This window comes from Gordonia sp. 852002-50816_SCH5313054-c (assembly GCF_001665925.1).
GTDB classification, from domain to species: Bacteria; Actinomycetota; Actinomycetes; order Mycobacteriales; family Mycobacteriaceae; genus Gordonia; species Gordonia jacobaea.
In genome coordinates this window covers 1-14,859 of the sequence record NZ_LZTE01000086.1, presented here as the reverse complement: position 1 = coordinate 14,859, position 14,859 = coordinate 1, and the positions used below count along the sequence as shown (strand labels likewise).

The 14,859-nt window shown below is 66.4% G+C and carries 11 protein-coding genes and 1 tRNA gene; 2 read left to right on the top strand and 10 right to left on the bottom strand.

Annotated features, from left to right (window positions below; all coding sequences use genetic code 11):
* Window positions 1–19 precede the first annotated feature (19 nt).
* Window positions 20–505: a hypothetical protein gene (locus tag A5788_RS22240; RefSeq protein WP_064867976.1), complete on the bottom strand. Its 486-nt coding sequence runs from the start codon at window positions 503–505 to the stop codon at window positions 20–22.
* 79 nt (window positions 506–584) lie between these two features.
* The gene (gene crgA / locus A5788_RS22235) at window positions 585–875 is read right to left on the bottom strand and encodes a cell division protein CrgA (protein WP_005205869.1); all 291 of its coding nucleotides are present in this window, start codon (window positions 873–875) and stop codon (window positions 585–587) included.
* A gap of 397 nt (window positions 876–1,272) precedes the next feature.
* On the opposite strand from crgA, the gene A5788_RS22230 reads away from it, so the two are divergent.
* A complete protein-coding gene (locus tag A5788_RS22230; RefSeq protein WP_064868027.1) occupies window positions 1,273–1,956 on the top strand; it encodes an aminodeoxychorismate/anthranilate synthase component II in 684 nt (227 codons plus the stop codon).
* Window positions 1,957–2,001: 45 nt separating this feature from the next.
* Here A5788_RS22230 and pknB read toward each other — a convergent pair whose 3' ends face one another.
* The 7 genes from pknB to A5788_RS22195 form a co-directional block, all read right to left on the bottom strand.
* Entirely contained in the window at window positions 2,002–3,951 is a 1,950-nt protein-coding gene (gene pknB, locus A5788_RS22225) for a Stk1 family PASTA domain-containing Ser/Thr kinase (RefSeq protein ID WP_064867973.1), read from the bottom strand.
* The gene (locus A5788_RS22220) at window positions 3,948–5,414 is read right to left on the bottom strand and encodes a protein kinase domain-containing protein (protein ID WP_064868180.1); all 1,467 of its coding nucleotides are present in this window, start codon (window positions 5,412–5,414) and stop codon (window positions 3,948–3,950) included. Before A5788_RS22220 ends, pknB begins: the two co-directional genes overlap by 4 nt.
* Window positions 5,411–6,913, bottom strand: a complete 1,503-nt coding sequence (locus A5788_RS22215; RefSeq protein WP_049699173.1) for a peptidoglycan D,D-transpeptidase FtsI family protein — start codon at window positions 6,911–6,913, stop codon at window positions 5,411–5,413. The genes A5788_RS22220 and A5788_RS22215 overlap by 4 nt, the downstream gene beginning before the upstream one ends.
* Window positions 6,910–8,349, bottom strand: coding sequence for an FtsW/RodA/SpoVE family cell cycle protein (locus A5788_RS22210; RefSeq protein WP_049699172.1), 1,440 nt, complete (start codon window positions 8,347–8,349; stop codon window positions 6,910–6,912). The genes A5788_RS22215 and A5788_RS22210 overlap by 4 nt, the downstream gene beginning before the upstream one ends.
* Complete coding sequence (locus tag A5788_RS22205; RefSeq protein ID WP_064867967.1) at window positions 8,350–9,867, bottom strand: PP2C family protein-serine/threonine phosphatase; 1,518 nt, start codon at window positions 9,865–9,867, stop codon at window positions 8,350–8,352.
* Window positions 9,864–10,328 carry an FHA domain-containing protein FhaB/FipA gene (locus A5788_RS22200; RefSeq protein WP_064867964.1) on the bottom strand — a complete coding sequence of 155 codons (465 nt, stop codon included), beginning with the start codon at window positions 10,326–10,328 and terminating at the stop codon, window positions 9,864–9,866. Before A5788_RS22200 ends, A5788_RS22205 begins: the two co-directional genes overlap by 4 nt.
* A gap of 203 nt (window positions 10,329–10,531) precedes the next feature.
* Window positions 10,532–11,821: an FhaA domain-containing protein gene (locus A5788_RS22195; protein WP_064867961.1), complete on the bottom strand. Its 1,290-nt coding sequence runs from the start codon at window positions 11,819–11,821 to the stop codon at window positions 10,532–10,534.
* Window positions 11,822–12,267: 446 nt separating this feature from the next.
* On the opposite strand from A5788_RS22195, the gene A5788_RS22190 reads away from it, so the two are divergent.
* Window positions 12,268–12,353 (top strand) — tRNA-Leu (locus A5788_RS22190).
* A 651-nt stretch (window positions 12,354–13,004) separates the two neighbouring features.
* Here the strand turns inward: A5788_RS22190 and A5788_RS24155 are convergent.
* Window positions 13,005–14,276 (bottom strand): hypothetical protein, encoded by a 1,272-nt coding sequence (locus A5788_RS24155; protein ID WP_064907323.1) that lies wholly within the window; start codon window positions 14,274–14,276, stop codon window positions 13,005–13,007.
* Between the last annotated feature and the right edge of the window lie 583 nt (window positions 14,277–14,859).

Sequence of the window (14,859 nt, the reverse complement as noted above, 5' to 3'; positions counted from 1 at the left end):
CGACGGTGTTCGAGACGAGTCAGCCGTCGACGTCGAACCCGGCCTGACGCAACTGCACCGCGACGTCGGAGGGTGCGGCGCCGAGATCCCAGCGGCCGAAGACGTAGAGCTTGGTGTCGAGTCTTAGACCGTCCGATTGATCTGTCGGGGCGGCGTCGTCGGGGATCACGTCGATCTCGAGCTGCCCGCTACGACGTCCGATGCGGCGGATGTTGAGCACCTTGATCTGATCGACCTGTGCGGGTGTGCAGTCACGCGTGCCCGATAGCGTCCGGATGTGGAGGACTGGGCCGGGACTGACTGCGAGGCGCGGTCGAATCGCCCACGCGTACGCGCCGAACGCCAGCAGCAGCACGCCTGCGACGACCATCAGGACCATGCCGGCGGGATCCGACGCCGCGATCACGCCAAGGATCACGAGAAGTAGGCCGCCGACCAGCAGTGCGGCGGCAGCAGGTCGCGGCGTCGACCATTCGCCTGTGGACAAGTCGGAACGGTTATCCACAGCAGTTACTCACAGTGGGGATGAATTACACACATGTGATTAACGGCTGTGGATGATTGTCCGAGCCTGTTGTCGCAGGTCAGCGCCATCTCATGGTCATCAGAAGGCCGACGACCATCAGGGCGAAGCCGATCAGGAAGTTCCACGATCCGAGGTTGGCCATCCAGTGGAGAACCTGGCCCTCGCCGCCGTAGGTGGTCGAGCTCGCAGCAAGGTAGTAGACGATCAGCCATGCGAGGCCGAGGAGCATCAGACCGAGCATGACGCCCACGTAGATGCTGCTGGAGGGACCGGTCTTGACCTTGACCGGCGTGCGCGACGCCGGGTTGATCGTGTAATCGGTCTTCTTCCGGACTTTAGACTTCGGCATGACTTCCTCTGTTGGGTGCAGATCACTCGCCTTACACGGTATCTCACCTGGTCGCCGCGTCCGACCCCGCTCGCTGGTCGAGCTGCCCCGCTGGTCGAGCTGCCCCGCTGGTCGAGCTGCCCCGCTGGTCGAGCTGCCCCGCTGGTCGAGCTGCACCCGCTGGTCGAGCTTGTCGAGACCCCGTTGGTGATTTCGACTCGGCTGCTCGCTCCGCTCGCGGCCGGCTCAATCAGCGGGAAGGGCCCATCCGCTGGTCGAGCCTGTCGAGACCACGGCGGCCGAGCTGCACCCGCTGGCCGAGCTGCACCCGCTGGTCGAGCTTGTCGAGACCACCCCGCGGCGCCCCGAGTAACCTGAGCCTGTGAATACGCCCGCCGTCGACGGATCCGCGCAGCCCCTGGGCCGCGTGCTCGTCATCGACAACTACGACAGCTTCGTCTACAACCTGGTCCAATACCTCGGTCAACTAGGCAGCCCAGCCGGCCTCGACGTCACGGTGTGGCGCAACGACGACCCGGTCCTCTCCGACGCCGACGGCGAGTTCACCACGGAATCACTGCGTCGAGCTGTCGAAGGATTCGACGCCGTGCTGCTCAGCCCAGGCCCCGGCACCCCGCAGCGCGCGGGCGCGACCATCCCGCTGGTGCGGCTCGCGGCGTCGGACGAAATCCCGCTGCTCGGGGTCTGCCTCGGACACCAGGCGATCGGCGCAGCTTTCGGCGCGACGGTCGACCGCGCACCGGAACTCCTGCACGGCAAGACGTCGCAGGTCATCCACGATGACGACGGAGTCCTGGCCGGACTGCCGGATCCGTTCACCGCGACGCGCTATCACTCGCTCACCGTGCTCCCCGAGACCATCCCCGACGAACTCGTCGTGACCGGGCGCACCGACACGGGCATCGTCATGGCCATGCGCCACCGCGACCTGCCCATCCACGGCGTCCAGTTCCACCCGGAAAGCGTTCTCACCCAGGGCGGACACCGGATGCTGGCCAACTGGCTCGCCGTCGCGGGCATCAAGGTCGACCCCGGTCTGGTCGACGCGCTCGAACAGGAGATGGCCGCCGCGCTGGGCTGACGGGCGAGCCTGGGCCGACCCCTGCAGGAACCGACCGCTCGAGCCCTAGTTCGGCAACAGGCTGAGCTGCCCGACGGTCACCGTGACGGCGTCGTTGCGGCTCAGTTGCGAGCCGGCGGCAGGCTGCTGGTCGATGATCTTGCCGATGTCCGGACTGCCCAGCGGCACGCCTTTCGTCGACTGTGTGAGCGTCGAATCCGACCATCCGCGCGACTGCAGCGTCGAGCGTGCCTGCTCGGGTGTTAGACCGCGCAGGTCGGGCATCGTGAACTGGTTGCCGCGCGAGACTGTCACCTGAACCGTGCTGCCCTCGTCAACCGATGTTCCGGCGGACGGGGACGAGCTGATGATCTCGCCGACAGGCCGATCAGAGTCACCCTGCACGACGACCATCTTCAGATTCGATTGCTCGAGCAGCGTGCGGGCCTGGTCCTCACGCATACCGACGACGTCGCGCACGGTCACCTGGCGAGGCCCGGACCCGACGTGCAGCACGACCGGGCTGTTGACCGCGGCGTTGGTTCCGGACGCGGGCGTCGTGCTCACGACCTTGCCGTCGAGTGCGGCCGTCGAATCGACCTCGTCGGTCCGGATGTTGGTGAATCCGAGCACCTTCAGCGCGTCGGTCGCCTCCTCCGGTGTCTTGCCCTGCATCGACGGCATCTGATGCCGTGGAGGCCCGGACGACACGTACAGCGTCACCTCGGAGCCGTCGGGTGCCAGTACGTTCGCGCCCGGCGCCGACCTGGTGGCCGTCCCGGCCTTGACGTCGAGGCTCGGTTCCTGGAGCTGTTTGACCTTGAACCCCGCACGCAGCAGGTTGCTCTCGGCGTCTTGCGACGACAAGCCGCTCACCGACGGCACCGCGATCTGCCGCGCACTCTCCGACGCCCACGGAGCCCACCACAGCAGCAGTCCTGCCAGCAGCAGCACCACGAGCGCGGCCGATCCCAGGACCAGTCCGCGGGACCGGCGTCGAATAGGGGTGTTGTCACTGGAGCGTCGAGGAGCGTTGCCGTCCGAACCGCCGGAGCCGTCGCCGCCGCCACCCCCGGTGCCGCCACCGTCCGAGCCGCGCGCCGCGCGTCGAGGACCGGTGTCGAGGAACTCCGTACGATCCTCGTCGGTCAGCAGCAGCGGAGCCGACGGGCGGCCACCCGCGAGCACGCGGATCAGGTCGGCGCGCAGTTCGGCGGCCGACTGATACCGGTTCTCCTTGTTCTTGCTCATCGCCTTGAGCACGACGGAGTCGAGCTCGCGCGGGATCTCCGGTCGGATCGACGACGGCCAGGGCGGGTCCTCGTGGACGTGTTGATGGGCGACGGCGACGGGCGAATCACCCGTGAACGGCGGCTCGCCGGTCATCAACTCGAACAGCACGCAGCCCATCGAGTAGATGTCACTGCGCGGATCGACCTTGATGCCGCGCGCCTGCTCCGGCGACAGGTACTGGGCGGTGCCCATCACGGTCGACGTCTGCGTCATCGTCGACGTCGAGTCGCTGATGGCTCTGGCGATGCCGAAGTCCATCACCTTGACCGCGCCGGCCTTGTCGATCATGACGTTGGCGGGCTTCATGTCGCGGTGCACGATCCCGTTGCGGTGGCTGAAGTCCATGGCCGCGGCGACGTCGGCCATCCACGTCATGGCCTGCCGCGGAGACACCGGACCGTTGGCGCGCAACACATCCCGCAGTGTCTCGCCGTCGACGTACTCCATCACGATGAACGGCAGCGGCCCGTCGGGTGTCTCGGATTCGCCGGTGTCGAAGACCTGGACGATCGTCGGGTGATTGAGCTTCGCGGCGTTCTGCGCCTCGCGTCGGAAGCGGAGGTAGAACGACGGATCACGTGCGAGGTCGGCACGCAGCACCTTGATCGCGACGTCCCTGTTGAGCAGGAGGTCGCGAGCGAAGTGCACCTCCGACATCCCTCCGAAACCGAGCGTCTCGCCCAGTTCGTAGCGGTCGGAGAGGTGGTGCGGGGTCGCTGTCATCGGCTCGGCAGACAGAAGGGCGGACAGAACTGTCCGGTCACGGTGGGTGCACCGGAGTCGCCATCGGTTGTGGTCGGCTCCTCGGTCTCCTGTTGGGTCGTCTCTTCTTCGGTCGTCGGTCGCTCGGTGGTGGTCGGACGACGCGTCGTCGTGGTCTGCTCGCGCGTCGTCGTCTCAGGTTCTTGCTGTTCGGCAGTGGTCGGGACAGCGGTCGTGGTCTGCGTGACCGTCGTCGACGGCGTCGGCGTCTCCGACGATCCCGAATCCAGGTTCGCCAGCCAGAAGCCGATCAGTCCGATGGCGCCGAGCAGCAGGACTCCCGCGATACCCGCGAGCACCTTTTGGCCGGTGGTCCACCCGTTGTTGTTGTTCGACGGAGGCGTCGACGACGTCTGCGGGTACGAGGTTTGACCGTACGAGGACTGCGGATATGAGGTCTGGCCGTACGCCGTCGGGGCCCGACCGGTTCCCTGCGTCGCGCTGCGTGCGGTCCCCGTGGGCGGCACACCGCTCGTCATCGCGCGGGTCGCGCCGGTGCCGCGTGCGAGCGCGGCTCCACCCGCGGCGCCCGCCGCAGCGGCTCCGGCAGCACCGATGGCTCCGGTGCCGCCAGGGGTAGGAGGTCGACGTCCCGCACGCACCGCGGCCACGGCGTCGGCGAACTCGCCACCGTTGGCATAGCGCTGCTTGGGATCCTTCGACAACGTGATGTCGATCAGCTCGCGCACCGACGCAGGCACGTTCGCAGGCAGAGGCGGCGGGGTCTCGCGGATGTGCTTCATGGCGACGGTGATCGCGCCATCACCAAGGAATGGTCGGCGCCCCGTCAGCGCCTCGTATCCGACGACGCCGAGCGAATAGACATCCGACGCCGCGGTCGCCTCGTCACCGGTGGCCTGTTCGGGCGAGATGTACTGGGCCGTGCCCATCACCATGCCGGTCTGGGTGACCGGTGCGGCGTCGACCGCCTTAGCGATGCCGAAGTCGGTGATCTTCACCTGGCCCGCGGGCGTGATGAGGATGTTGCCGGGCTTGACGTCGCGGTGCACGAGGCCTGCGGTGTGCGCGGCCTGCAGCGCGCGACCGGTCTGCTCGAGCATGTCGAGCGTGTTGGTCAGCGACAGCCGTCCGAGTCGTGAGATGACAGAGTTCAGCGGCTCGCCGTCGACGAGTTCCATCACCAGATAGGCCAGAGGGCCGCCACCTGCGCGGTCGGGCGTCTCGCCGTAGTCGAAGACGTTCGCGATGCCGGGGTTGTTCAGCTTGGCCGTCGTCTGCGCCTCGGTGCGGAAGCGAGCGGTGAACTCGGGGTCGTCGGAATACTCGGCCTTGAGCACCTTGACCGCGACACGACGGTTCAGTCGCGTGTCGACGGCCTCCCAGACCTGTCCCATGCCGCCGGTCGCGATGAGCCGGATCAGGCGATAACGGTCGGCGATGATCGTGCCGTTCTGCAGGCTCATCGTCCACCTCCCACCAGTGAGTTGATCACAGCTCGTCCAATCGGTGCGGCGACGGTTCCGCCGACCGAGTTCACACCGTAGTCGCCGTTCTCCACGATCACGGCGACAGCGATCTGCGGATTCGACGACGGTCCGAACGCGATGTACCAGGAGTACGGGGTCTCCGAGTCGCCACCTGCGCTCGTGTCGGAGTGCTCGGCCGTGCCGGTCTTCGACGCGATCGACACCGGGCCGCCCGCTCCCGCGGTTGCCCGTTCCGACTCGACCATCATGCTTGTCAGCGTGGCCGCCTGGTCGGAGGTGATCGGTTCGTTAATCGTTGTCGGCTGAGTTGTGCTCAGCGTGCGCAGATCTGCCGATTGCAGTTTATCCACCAGATAGGGCTGCATCCGCACCCCACCGTTGGCGACGGTCGCTGCGATCATCGCGTTCTCCAGCGGGGTCAGGCGCACGTCACGCTGTCCGATCGCCGACTGCGCCAGCGCGGCGCGGTCGGGGATCTCGCCGACGGTCGATTGCGCGACCGGCATCGGAATCTCCGGTCCGGCTTCGTCGAGGCCGAAGCGTCGAGCGGTGTCTTTGAAATTCGACGTCGCGTTGGGCATCTTGTTCGTCACGAGGTCGGCGAAGGCGGTATTGCACGAGTACTTCAACGCCGTGACCATCGAGACAGTGCCGCCGGACGATTCCGGGCATGTCTCGCCGCCGTAGTTGGGTAGCGAGATCGTGGTGTCGGGCAGCGGGAACTGCGACGCCGCGGTGAGGCGCACGTCGGGCGACACCCCTGCCCGCAGCGCCGCCGCCGAGGTGACCACCTTGAACGTCGACCCCGGCGGGTAGAGCTGGTTGATCGCGCGGTTGAGCATCGGCTCCGAACCGTTGGGGTCGTTCCACGACGACCAGGCCGTCTCGCGCACCGACTGGTCGTGGCTGGCGAGCTTGTTCGGGTCGTAGCTGGGCGTCGACACCATCGCGAGGATCTTGCCGGTGTTCGGCGCGATCGCGACGACCGCACCGCGACAACCGCCGCTGCAGCCGTTGCGCATCTGGTTGTAGGCCACGCGCTGCAGACGGGGATTGATCGTCGTCACGACGTTGCCGCCACGCGGATCCCGCCCGGAGAACATGTCGGTGAAGCGCTGCCCGAAGAGCCGGTCGTCGCTTCCGGAGAGAAACGAGTTCTCGTAGCGCTCGACCTCGGTGCTGCCGTACTGGTACGAGAAGTAGCCGGTCACCGGCGCGAACGCCTCGGCACCCTCGGGTGGGTAGCTGCGCAGGAACTTCAGCCTGCTGTCCGTGGGCACCGACACCGCGACGACCTCGCCGCCTGCGGTGATCGCACCGCGCTGGCGCGAGTACTCGTCGAGCAGCACGCGGTTGTTGCGCGGGTCGGATTTCAGGGCGTCGGCCTTGAAGACCTGAACGTAGGTGGCGTTGGCGAGCAACACGATGATCATCACGATGACCACCATCGACACCCGGCGGATCGGAGCGTTCATGGTTGCCGCACCGCCTGTGTCGGCAGCGACTCGATGGGCTTCGGCGTGGGCCGACGCTTCGTCGGGTCGGGTTCGCGCGCGGCATTGGACACGCGGATCAGTAGCGCGAGAAGGATGTAGTTCGCCAGCAACGACGACCCGCCGTACGACACGAACGGCGTCGTGAGACCGGTCAGCGGGATGAGCTTGGTGACGCCACCGACGACGACGAAGATCTGCACGGCCATCGTGAATGAAAGGCCGGTTGCCAGCAGTTTGCCGAAGCTGTCGCGGACTGCGACGCCCGTGCGCAGACCGCGCATCACGAAGATCAGGTAGAGCATCATCACGGCGGTGAGCCCGACAAGGCCGAGCTCCTCACCGATGGTCGCGATGATGAAGTCGGTATTGGCGAACGGAACGATGTTGGGGCGCCCGGAGCCGAGTCCGGTGCCGAACAGCCCGCCGGTAGCGAGCCCGAAGAGGCTCTGTCCCACTTGATAACCGGTGGTGTCGAAGGTGGCGAAGGGGTCTTGCCACACCTGAACGCGCACCTGCAGATGCGGGAACAACTGGTACGCGAGTACCGCCCCCGCGACGAAAAGGGTGACACCGATCGCCACCCAGCCCGCTCTGCCGGTGGCCACGTAGAGCATCGCGAGGATCGTCGAGAAGATCAGTAGCGGCCCGCCGAGGTCGTTCTCGAGGGCGAAGATGCCGATGGTCACCAACCACGCGATCAGCAGTGGTCCGAGGTCGCGTGCGCGCGGTAGGTCCATGCCCAGGAAGTGCTTGCCCGCCGTCGTGAACAGGTCGCGCTTGGAGACCAGCAACGCCGCGGTGAAGATGATGATCAGGATCTTGGAAAACTCGCCGGGCTGAATGTTGAAGAGAGGGGTGCGAATCCAGTTCTTCGACCCGTTGATCTCCGACATCGACGACGGCAGGATCGCCGGGATCGCCAGGAAGATCACGCCGCCGAGGCCGAGTGTGTACGCGTAGCGCGAGAGCGTCCGGTGATCGCGGATGAAGATCAGGATCATTGCGAACGCGATGATGCCGAGCAGCGCCCATAACAGCTGCTGATCGGCGTTGTTGGTCTGCTCGGTCGGGCTGATCTCTTCGCCGCGCGGACCTGACCCGAGGTCGAGTCGATGGATCAGCACGAGCCCGATTCCGTTGAGCGCGGCCACAATTGGCAGCAGCACCGGATCGGCGTGGGGCGCGTACCGCCGCACGACGAGGTGTGCGATCGCGAACAGCACCGTGTAGGCGGCGACGTACTTGAGAAGATCCCACGTCAACGATTGACCCTGAGCGGCCTGCACGATGATCAAGGCGATCGTCACCACACCGATCGCGAAGATCAACAGGATCATCTCGACGGTGCGCCCGGTCTGGCGGGCCGGTTCACGCGGCGGCGCGTGCTGCGCTTGCGGATTCGACGGCTGCGACATCTACGGTTCCCGACACGGTCCGTCGTCGAACTGAGGCTGCGCAGGCGTCGAGGCGGAGGGGGCAGGCGTCGACGACGGCGCCGGACTCGACGGCTCGGCGACCGGCGGCAGTGTGAACCGCGCGGGGAGTGCGGTGTTCGGAGCGGGGCTCGCGGGAGGCGGAGTGCCGGGTGTCGGGGCTCCGGGTGTCGCGCCCGGTGCCGGTGTGGGCTCGGTGGTGCTCGGCGCGGGTTGGCACAGGGGCAGGAAGGTGAGTCGACGCACCCGGTTGCGGGCGTCGTCGAGGTCGACCTTGCTCACCCCGTACGTGCGCACGGTGTTCACGCTTGCCGAGTCGAGGTCGGAGAGGCTCAGCTGGCGGCACTCGTCCTTGCTGTCGACCGACTGGAAACTCACGGTCGGGGCGTCGGTCGCGACGTTGGTGACGCAGACCTTCTCCGACGCCTTGCTCGACGAGAAGAAGAGGATCTTGTCGGGCGAGCCCTGGAAGATGGTGACCTTGCCGTTGTCCTCACCGACGTAATACGTGCTGCGCAACAGTCCGCGCGTGAGGAAGAAACCAGCGATCAGCGCGGCGATGACCAGCGCCACAATGCCTGCGAATATCCAACGACCCCAACGACTTCGACGCTGCGCGGGTTCGTTGTCGTCATCGGTGAGGATCGTCGGGCGCTGGGGTGCGGCTGCCGGTGGACGCAGTGCTGCGGCTCTACCTGCTGCGGTCTTGGGGTCGGGCGTGTAGTTCTGCTCGGAGTCGTCGCCGGCCGCACCGCCGACGATGGGTCGCGACTCGCCGTACTGCGTGTCGACGACGTCGGCCAGCACGACGCTGACGTTGTCGGGGCCGCCGCCGCGCAGCGCGAGTTCGATGAGGCGGTCGGCGCACTCCTTCTCGTCGTCGATGGAGCCGAGCGTCTCGGAGATGGTCTCCTCGCTCACCACGTCGGAGAGTCCGTCGCTGCACAGCAGGTACCGATCGCCAGCGCGTGCCTCGCGGATCGTGAGAGTCGGCTCGACCTCGGTGCCGGTCAACGCGCGCATGATGAGCGAGCGTTGCGGATGGGTGTGTGCCTGTTCGGCGGTGATGCGACCTTCGTCGACCAGCGTCTGGACGAATGTGTCGTCGCGTGTGATCTGGGTCAGCTCGCCATCGCGGAAGAGGTAGCCGCGGGAGTCCCCGATGTGTGCGAGGCCGATCCTGCTGCCCGCGAACAGGATCGCGGTCAGCGTGGTGCCCATGCCGTCGAGGTCGGGGGAGCGTTCTACCTGTGCGGCGATGGCCGCGTTGCCGCGGTGGGTTGCGCGGTCGAGGGCGGCGAGCAGATCGCCGCCGGGCTCGTCGTCGTCGAGTGTGCGCAGCGCCTGGATGACCAACTGGCTGGCCACCTCGCCCGCCGCGTGTCCGCCCATGCCATCGGCGAGTGCGAGTAGTCGGGGACCGGCGTAGAACGAGTCTTCGTTGTTCGCGCGGACCAACCCACGATCGCTCCGCGCGATGTAGCGCAACACCAGTGTCACGGGCGCAACTCGATCACGGTCTTACCGATACGGATCGGCGTGCTCAACGGGACGCGCACGGCTGTGGTCACCTTCGAACGGTCGAGGTAGGTGCCGTTCGTCGATCCGAGGTCTTCGACGTACCAGTCGTCGCCGCGGCGCGAGAGCCGTGCGTGGCGTTCCGACGCGTAGTCGTCGGTGAGGACCAGCGTCGAATCGTCGGCTCGGCCGATCAGGACCGGCTGCTGACCCAGCGTGATGCGTGTATTCGCCAGAGCGCCGTGCGTGACGACCAGATAGCGCGCCGAGCCCTTGGCCGTCGCAGATTTTCGACGACGCCGGTCGGCTCCGGTGTAGCGGGAGAGGCGCGAGCCCGACGCAGTGGCGATATCGGCGCGCAGGGTGCGGATGACCGCGTAGACGAACAACCAGAGGAGGACCAGAAACCCGATACGGGTCAACTGCAGAACCAAGCCCTGCATCTAAGTCCTCACCTCCCCACGCATCCGTCACTACAAAGTACGTCCGTATGCCGACGCCTCGCGCGCGACAACGGATCCCGACTGCATCTTATGGGCCAGAGTCCCGATCACCGTCATTCGAAAGTGACAGTTGTGTATCGACGCCCGGCGTCATCAGACGATGCCACGGGCGTCGATCCGGCTAACTGGCAGGTGCAGCGGCCTTACTGGAACCGGACGGTGATGTCCGAATGACCGATGCGGATGCGGTCGCCGTCGGCGAGCTCCCAGCTGTTGACCTGGACGTCGTTGACGGTCGTTCCGTTGGTGGAGTTGAGATCGGTGAGCATCGCGGTGCTGCCGTCCCAGCGGATCTCGACGTGGCGACGCGACACGCCGGTGTCGGGCAGGCGGAACTGTGCGTCCTGGCCGCGACCGATGACGTTGGAGCCCTCACGCAACTGGAAGGTGCGGTTGCTGCCGTCCTCGAGGAGCAGCGTGATCGCGGCGGGTGCATAGCCACCGGGGTGTCCGTAGCCCTGGTCGTACCCATAGCCGGGCTGCTGTGCGTAACCCTGCTCATATCCCTGCTGGCCATAGCCCTGGTCGTAACCCTGCTGCGGGTAGCCCTGGGCGTAGTCGTAGTCCTGCTGGCCGTAGCCGGGCTGCTGTGCGTAGCCCTGGCCGTAGCCGGGCTGCTGTGCGTAGCCCTGGTCGTAGCCGGGCTGCTGGGCGTAACCCTGCTGCTCGTAGCCCTGCTCGTATCCGTAGCCGGGCTGCTGGCCCTGCGCCGGGTAGTAGCCGCCCTGCTGGCCGTAGCCCGGAGCCTGCTCGTAGCCCTGTCCGTATCCGCCCTGCTGGTAGTCGTAGCCCTGCTGGGCGTACTCCTGGCCGTGTTCCTGCTGGCCCTGGCCGTAGCCCCGGGCGTCGTCGTAAGCGGGTTCTGCGCCTCGCCGCTGGTCGTAACCGGGATTCTGCGTCATGGCTGGGACTCCTACTTGTTGTGGTGCGTGTGGTTGTGGGGGCGGACCGGAAGTCGGCGGCTGGGCTTGCGGCCCCGGGGGCCGACCACGTGCGGCCCGCGGTGGTTCTGAAGCATCGTTACCCGCGCCTGGAGCGGATCCGACCGGACGCGGGCTCGCATCCGGATCGACCCGACCACGGGCACGGAAGATACCGGTGTGCAACGACGGCGATTGGTCGAACTCTACGACGACCTTTCCATACGTCTGCCATCCGTTGTCGGCGATGAAGTTTTCCAGGTGCTTGGAGAACGTCTTGCGGTTCAACTCGTACTCAGTGGCGATGTGCTGGTGGTCGGTCGGGCTGAACAACAACGAGTAGCTGTTAGCCGCCAGCACCGTGCCGTCGCCGAGGCTCTCCAACGACTCCTCGGCCTCGCGCTGCAGGCCGTTCTCGATCTCCTGCGGAGCAACCTGACCACCGAAAACGCGCGCAAAGCCGTCGTCGACGGCCCCCTCGAGCTTGCGCTCGAATCGTTGCAGGATTCCCATCGTCGACCTCCCTTCGCAGCCATGGTGGCGTGTCGTCGTGCAAGTGACCTTGATTGATGATACCGATACTTACGGCTAACACCGTCTCAGATCAACCGCCGCAGCTTCAACTATGGCTTCAGGGTCGAGCCCACACCCGCTGGTCGAGCTTGTCGAGACCACTCGCTGCCCGAGCCCGCCCTCGCCGGTCGAGCCTCGCTCCGCTGGTCGAGCTTGTCGAGACCACCACGCGCGCTGGTCGAGCTTGATCTCGCTGGTCGAGCGCCACTGTCGCTGGTCGAGCTTGTCGAGACCACCTCGCACGCTGGTCGAGCCCCACCCCGCTGGTCGAGCCCGTCGAGACCACCCGCCCGCCCGGGTTTTACATCGGCGCCGCATTGTTGCTATCGTTCTCCAGTCGTCGAGCTACCCAGTTCGGCGGCATGCCCGCCGATTCCGGCGGCCACGGGCGAGTGGCGGAATGGCAGACGCGCTGGCTTCAGGTGCCAGTGTCCTTCGGGACGTGGGGGTTCAAGTCCCCCTTCGCCCACCAAAGAGCAGTTCGACACAAAACCACAGACTATAGGCCACAGTCGTTCCGACTGTGGCCTGGGATTTTGTGGTGGCAACGGCGCCTTGATTGCGACGGACCGTATCTGGGGACTCCGCTCTGATGAGTCCCCAACACGAGGTTGATCGCTGGCAGACGCAGGCCATTCGCGTCAAGAGGATCGCGATCGGATTGAACCGAGGTGCACGCGTAAGCGTCCGATAGGTATGAGCGACCAGTACCGCGCCAACACCTTGCCCTTCGACATCAACTTTCCGCATGGTCGGTCCGTCACGTGTGCGCGAGTCGCCTCTGACCGCTGCCCGCGGGGTTGTGCCCAGTGTGGAACTGTGCGGTCGGCAGTCCGAGCTGTCGATCTTGTGGCGCAGAACATCTCGAAACTGCCGACGGCACTCGACGAAGCGACGGTGACCCACCCTCGGTTCCGGTGAACCGGTCGAACATACTGACGGTAGCCATCCGGTGCGTTCCCTCCACTGGATGTCGAGTGGGACTTAACCCACAGAAGACCCCGCCGGCTGGGCGGCGGTCGATTCAGGCCCGGCCGACCGGTCACCGTCGGCCGTTGCTGACGCGGCTCGGGCCGCTACCCGGCGAATGCGAAGCGCTGCAACAGGATTCCTTCTATCGATGCTATGCCGCCTTGTCAGGCAGACGTGCGGGTTCGACAGAGTTGAGGAGCCACTGCTGGAAGGTGTCGTGACGAAACTGGTAGCCGACGCCACTGACTCGCAGTAGCCCGGCTCGCCGCGCCCAATCCAGAAACACCGCGGGGCAAGCAGCAGATACTCCTGTCACCCGGAATTCGATACACGTTGCTGCGTAATACCAGGTCGTACTAAGCGATGCGAGTCCGAGTGGGAGCCCGAAGGCGAGACCGAAGGCGAGCCCGAACGCGAACCCGAACACGAGCCAGCCCGTGAGCCCGATCACGAGCCCGAACACAATGTCGTCGTGGATAGTCCGCGTCTCGTCCTGACCAAGATGCAGGCGGTCGCGGTCGGTCGTGTCCAGCCCGATCACGAGCCAGCTCACGAGCCCGAGCGCGAGCCCGAACGCGAGCCCGACCGCGAGTCCGACCGCGAGTCCGACCGCGAGCCCGACCGCGAGCCCGACCGCGAGCGCTCTCGGCCAGCGAGATCGTCCCGGTACCCGCCAGGCTATGCGTTTGGGCTCGCGTAAGGACCCGGCTGCGAGCCCGAACACGAGCCCGCCCGCGAGCCCGCCCGCGAGCCCGAACACGAGCCCGAACGCGAGCCCGCCCGCGAGCCCGCCCGCGAGCCCGCCAGCGAGCCCAACGATGAGGTTGCGTTGTTTCTGGTGGGCGCCGATCGCGGCGACCTGGTCGAGGGTGAGTGTTGCTTCGGGGGTGCGGTTGAGGTGGTTGGCCAGGGTGGTGAGCCAAGTATGGACGGTGTCGGCTGTGTAGTGCGCGGTTTTCGTGTTGGTCTGGTCGATGTGGGCGACGGCGGTGGGAATGAGGGTGTCGAACAGGGTTGCACGGATCTTGTCTTGGGAGGCGCAGGTGAGAAGTTGGGTGGAGATGTCGGGGGTGTTGTGCAGGGCGTTGGCGGTGAGGGTGAGCAGCCACGGTGTGGACATGGCGTGAGCCAGAGGCCCGTCGGGCTGGTCGATGATGCGGTCGATCACCGCGTCCCAGGGGCCGGCGGGTGCGTTGATGTCGGCGCGGAAGTTGCTGAGGTGGTCGATGACGACCTCAGCGGGGAGCGGCTGCAGTGCGATGGTGGTGGATCCGTGGAGGCCGCCATCTCCGCGCCGGGTTTGCAGTTCGTTGAAGTGTTGGCTGCGGCCGGCGACTACGGCGGGCCGATTGCGCCACGGAGGGCTGTTGAGTGTGTCGAGGGCGGCGTTGGCGTTGGGTGTTGAGGGGTTGTGATGGTCCATTTCGTCGAGGCCGTCGAGGACCGGCAGTATTCGTCCGTCGTCGACGAGTTTGCGGATGACTTTGGCGTTTTGGGCGTAGTCGATCGATAGCCGGTAGGCCAGCCATGCCGTCAGGTCGGTGCCGTCCCAACCGGCGGCGTTGACCCATACCGGGATGGGGGTGCGTGCCCGGGCGGTACCGCGGAGTTGGGCGCGCTGCTCGAGTAGACCGAGGACAAGGTAGATGGATGCGACGGTTTTCCCGGCGCCAGGCGGGCCGAGAAGGACTGCGCGGGCGGGTGATCGGGCGGCGGTGACCGCGGCTGCGAGGTCTTCGAGCGCCGCCGGGTCGGGGGAGTTGTTGAGGCGGGCGTCGATGTTGATCGCGGTGGCTTCGCCAGCGGCGAGCTGGTCGAGGAGTCGTCGTTCGTGGCGATCGACGGCGTCGGCAAGGTCGTCGCCATACGCTTCGGATGAGATTCGGGACGTGTCAGGCCAGAATTTGCGGCGCAGCCAGGAACCACCGAGGGGGTGTCAGATGGTCTGTGTAAGTCCAGTGCTCATCAGTGAGAGGAAGATCTATGAGCATGGCGTTAGACGACAA

Excerpts from the sequence above, each read along its gene's own strand:
- A5788_RS24155 (WP_064907323.1), bottom strand. The coding sequence starts at position 14,276 with ATGGACCATCACAACCCCTCAACACCCAACGCCAACGCCGCCCTCGAC.
- crgA (WP_005205869.1), bottom strand. The coding sequence starts at position 875 with ATGCCGAAGTCTAAAGTCCGGAAGAAGACCGATTACACGATCAACCCG.
- A5788_RS22210 (WP_049699172.1), bottom strand. The coding sequence starts at position 8,349 with ATGTCGCAGCCGTCGAATCCGCAAGCGCAGCACGCGCCGCCGCGTGAA.
- pknB (WP_064867973.1), bottom strand. The coding sequence starts at position 3,951 with ATGACAGCGACCCCGCACCACCTCTCCGACCGCTACGAACTGGGCGAG.
- A5788_RS22200 (WP_064867964.1), bottom strand. The coding sequence starts at position 10,328 with ATGCAGGGCTTGGTTCTGCAGTTGACCCGTATCGGGTTTCTGGTCCTC.
- A5788_RS22195 (WP_064867961.1), bottom strand. The coding sequence starts at position 11,821 with ATGGGAATCCTGCAACGATTCGAGCGCAAGCTCGAGGGGGCCGTCGAC.
- A5788_RS22220 (WP_064868180.1), bottom strand. The coding sequence starts at position 5,414 with ATGAGCCTGCAGAACGGCACGATCATCGCCGACCGTTATCGCCTGATC.
- A5788_RS22215 (WP_049699173.1), bottom strand. The coding sequence starts at position 6,913 with ATGAACGCTCCGATCCGCCGGGTGTCGATGGTGGTCATCGTGATGATC.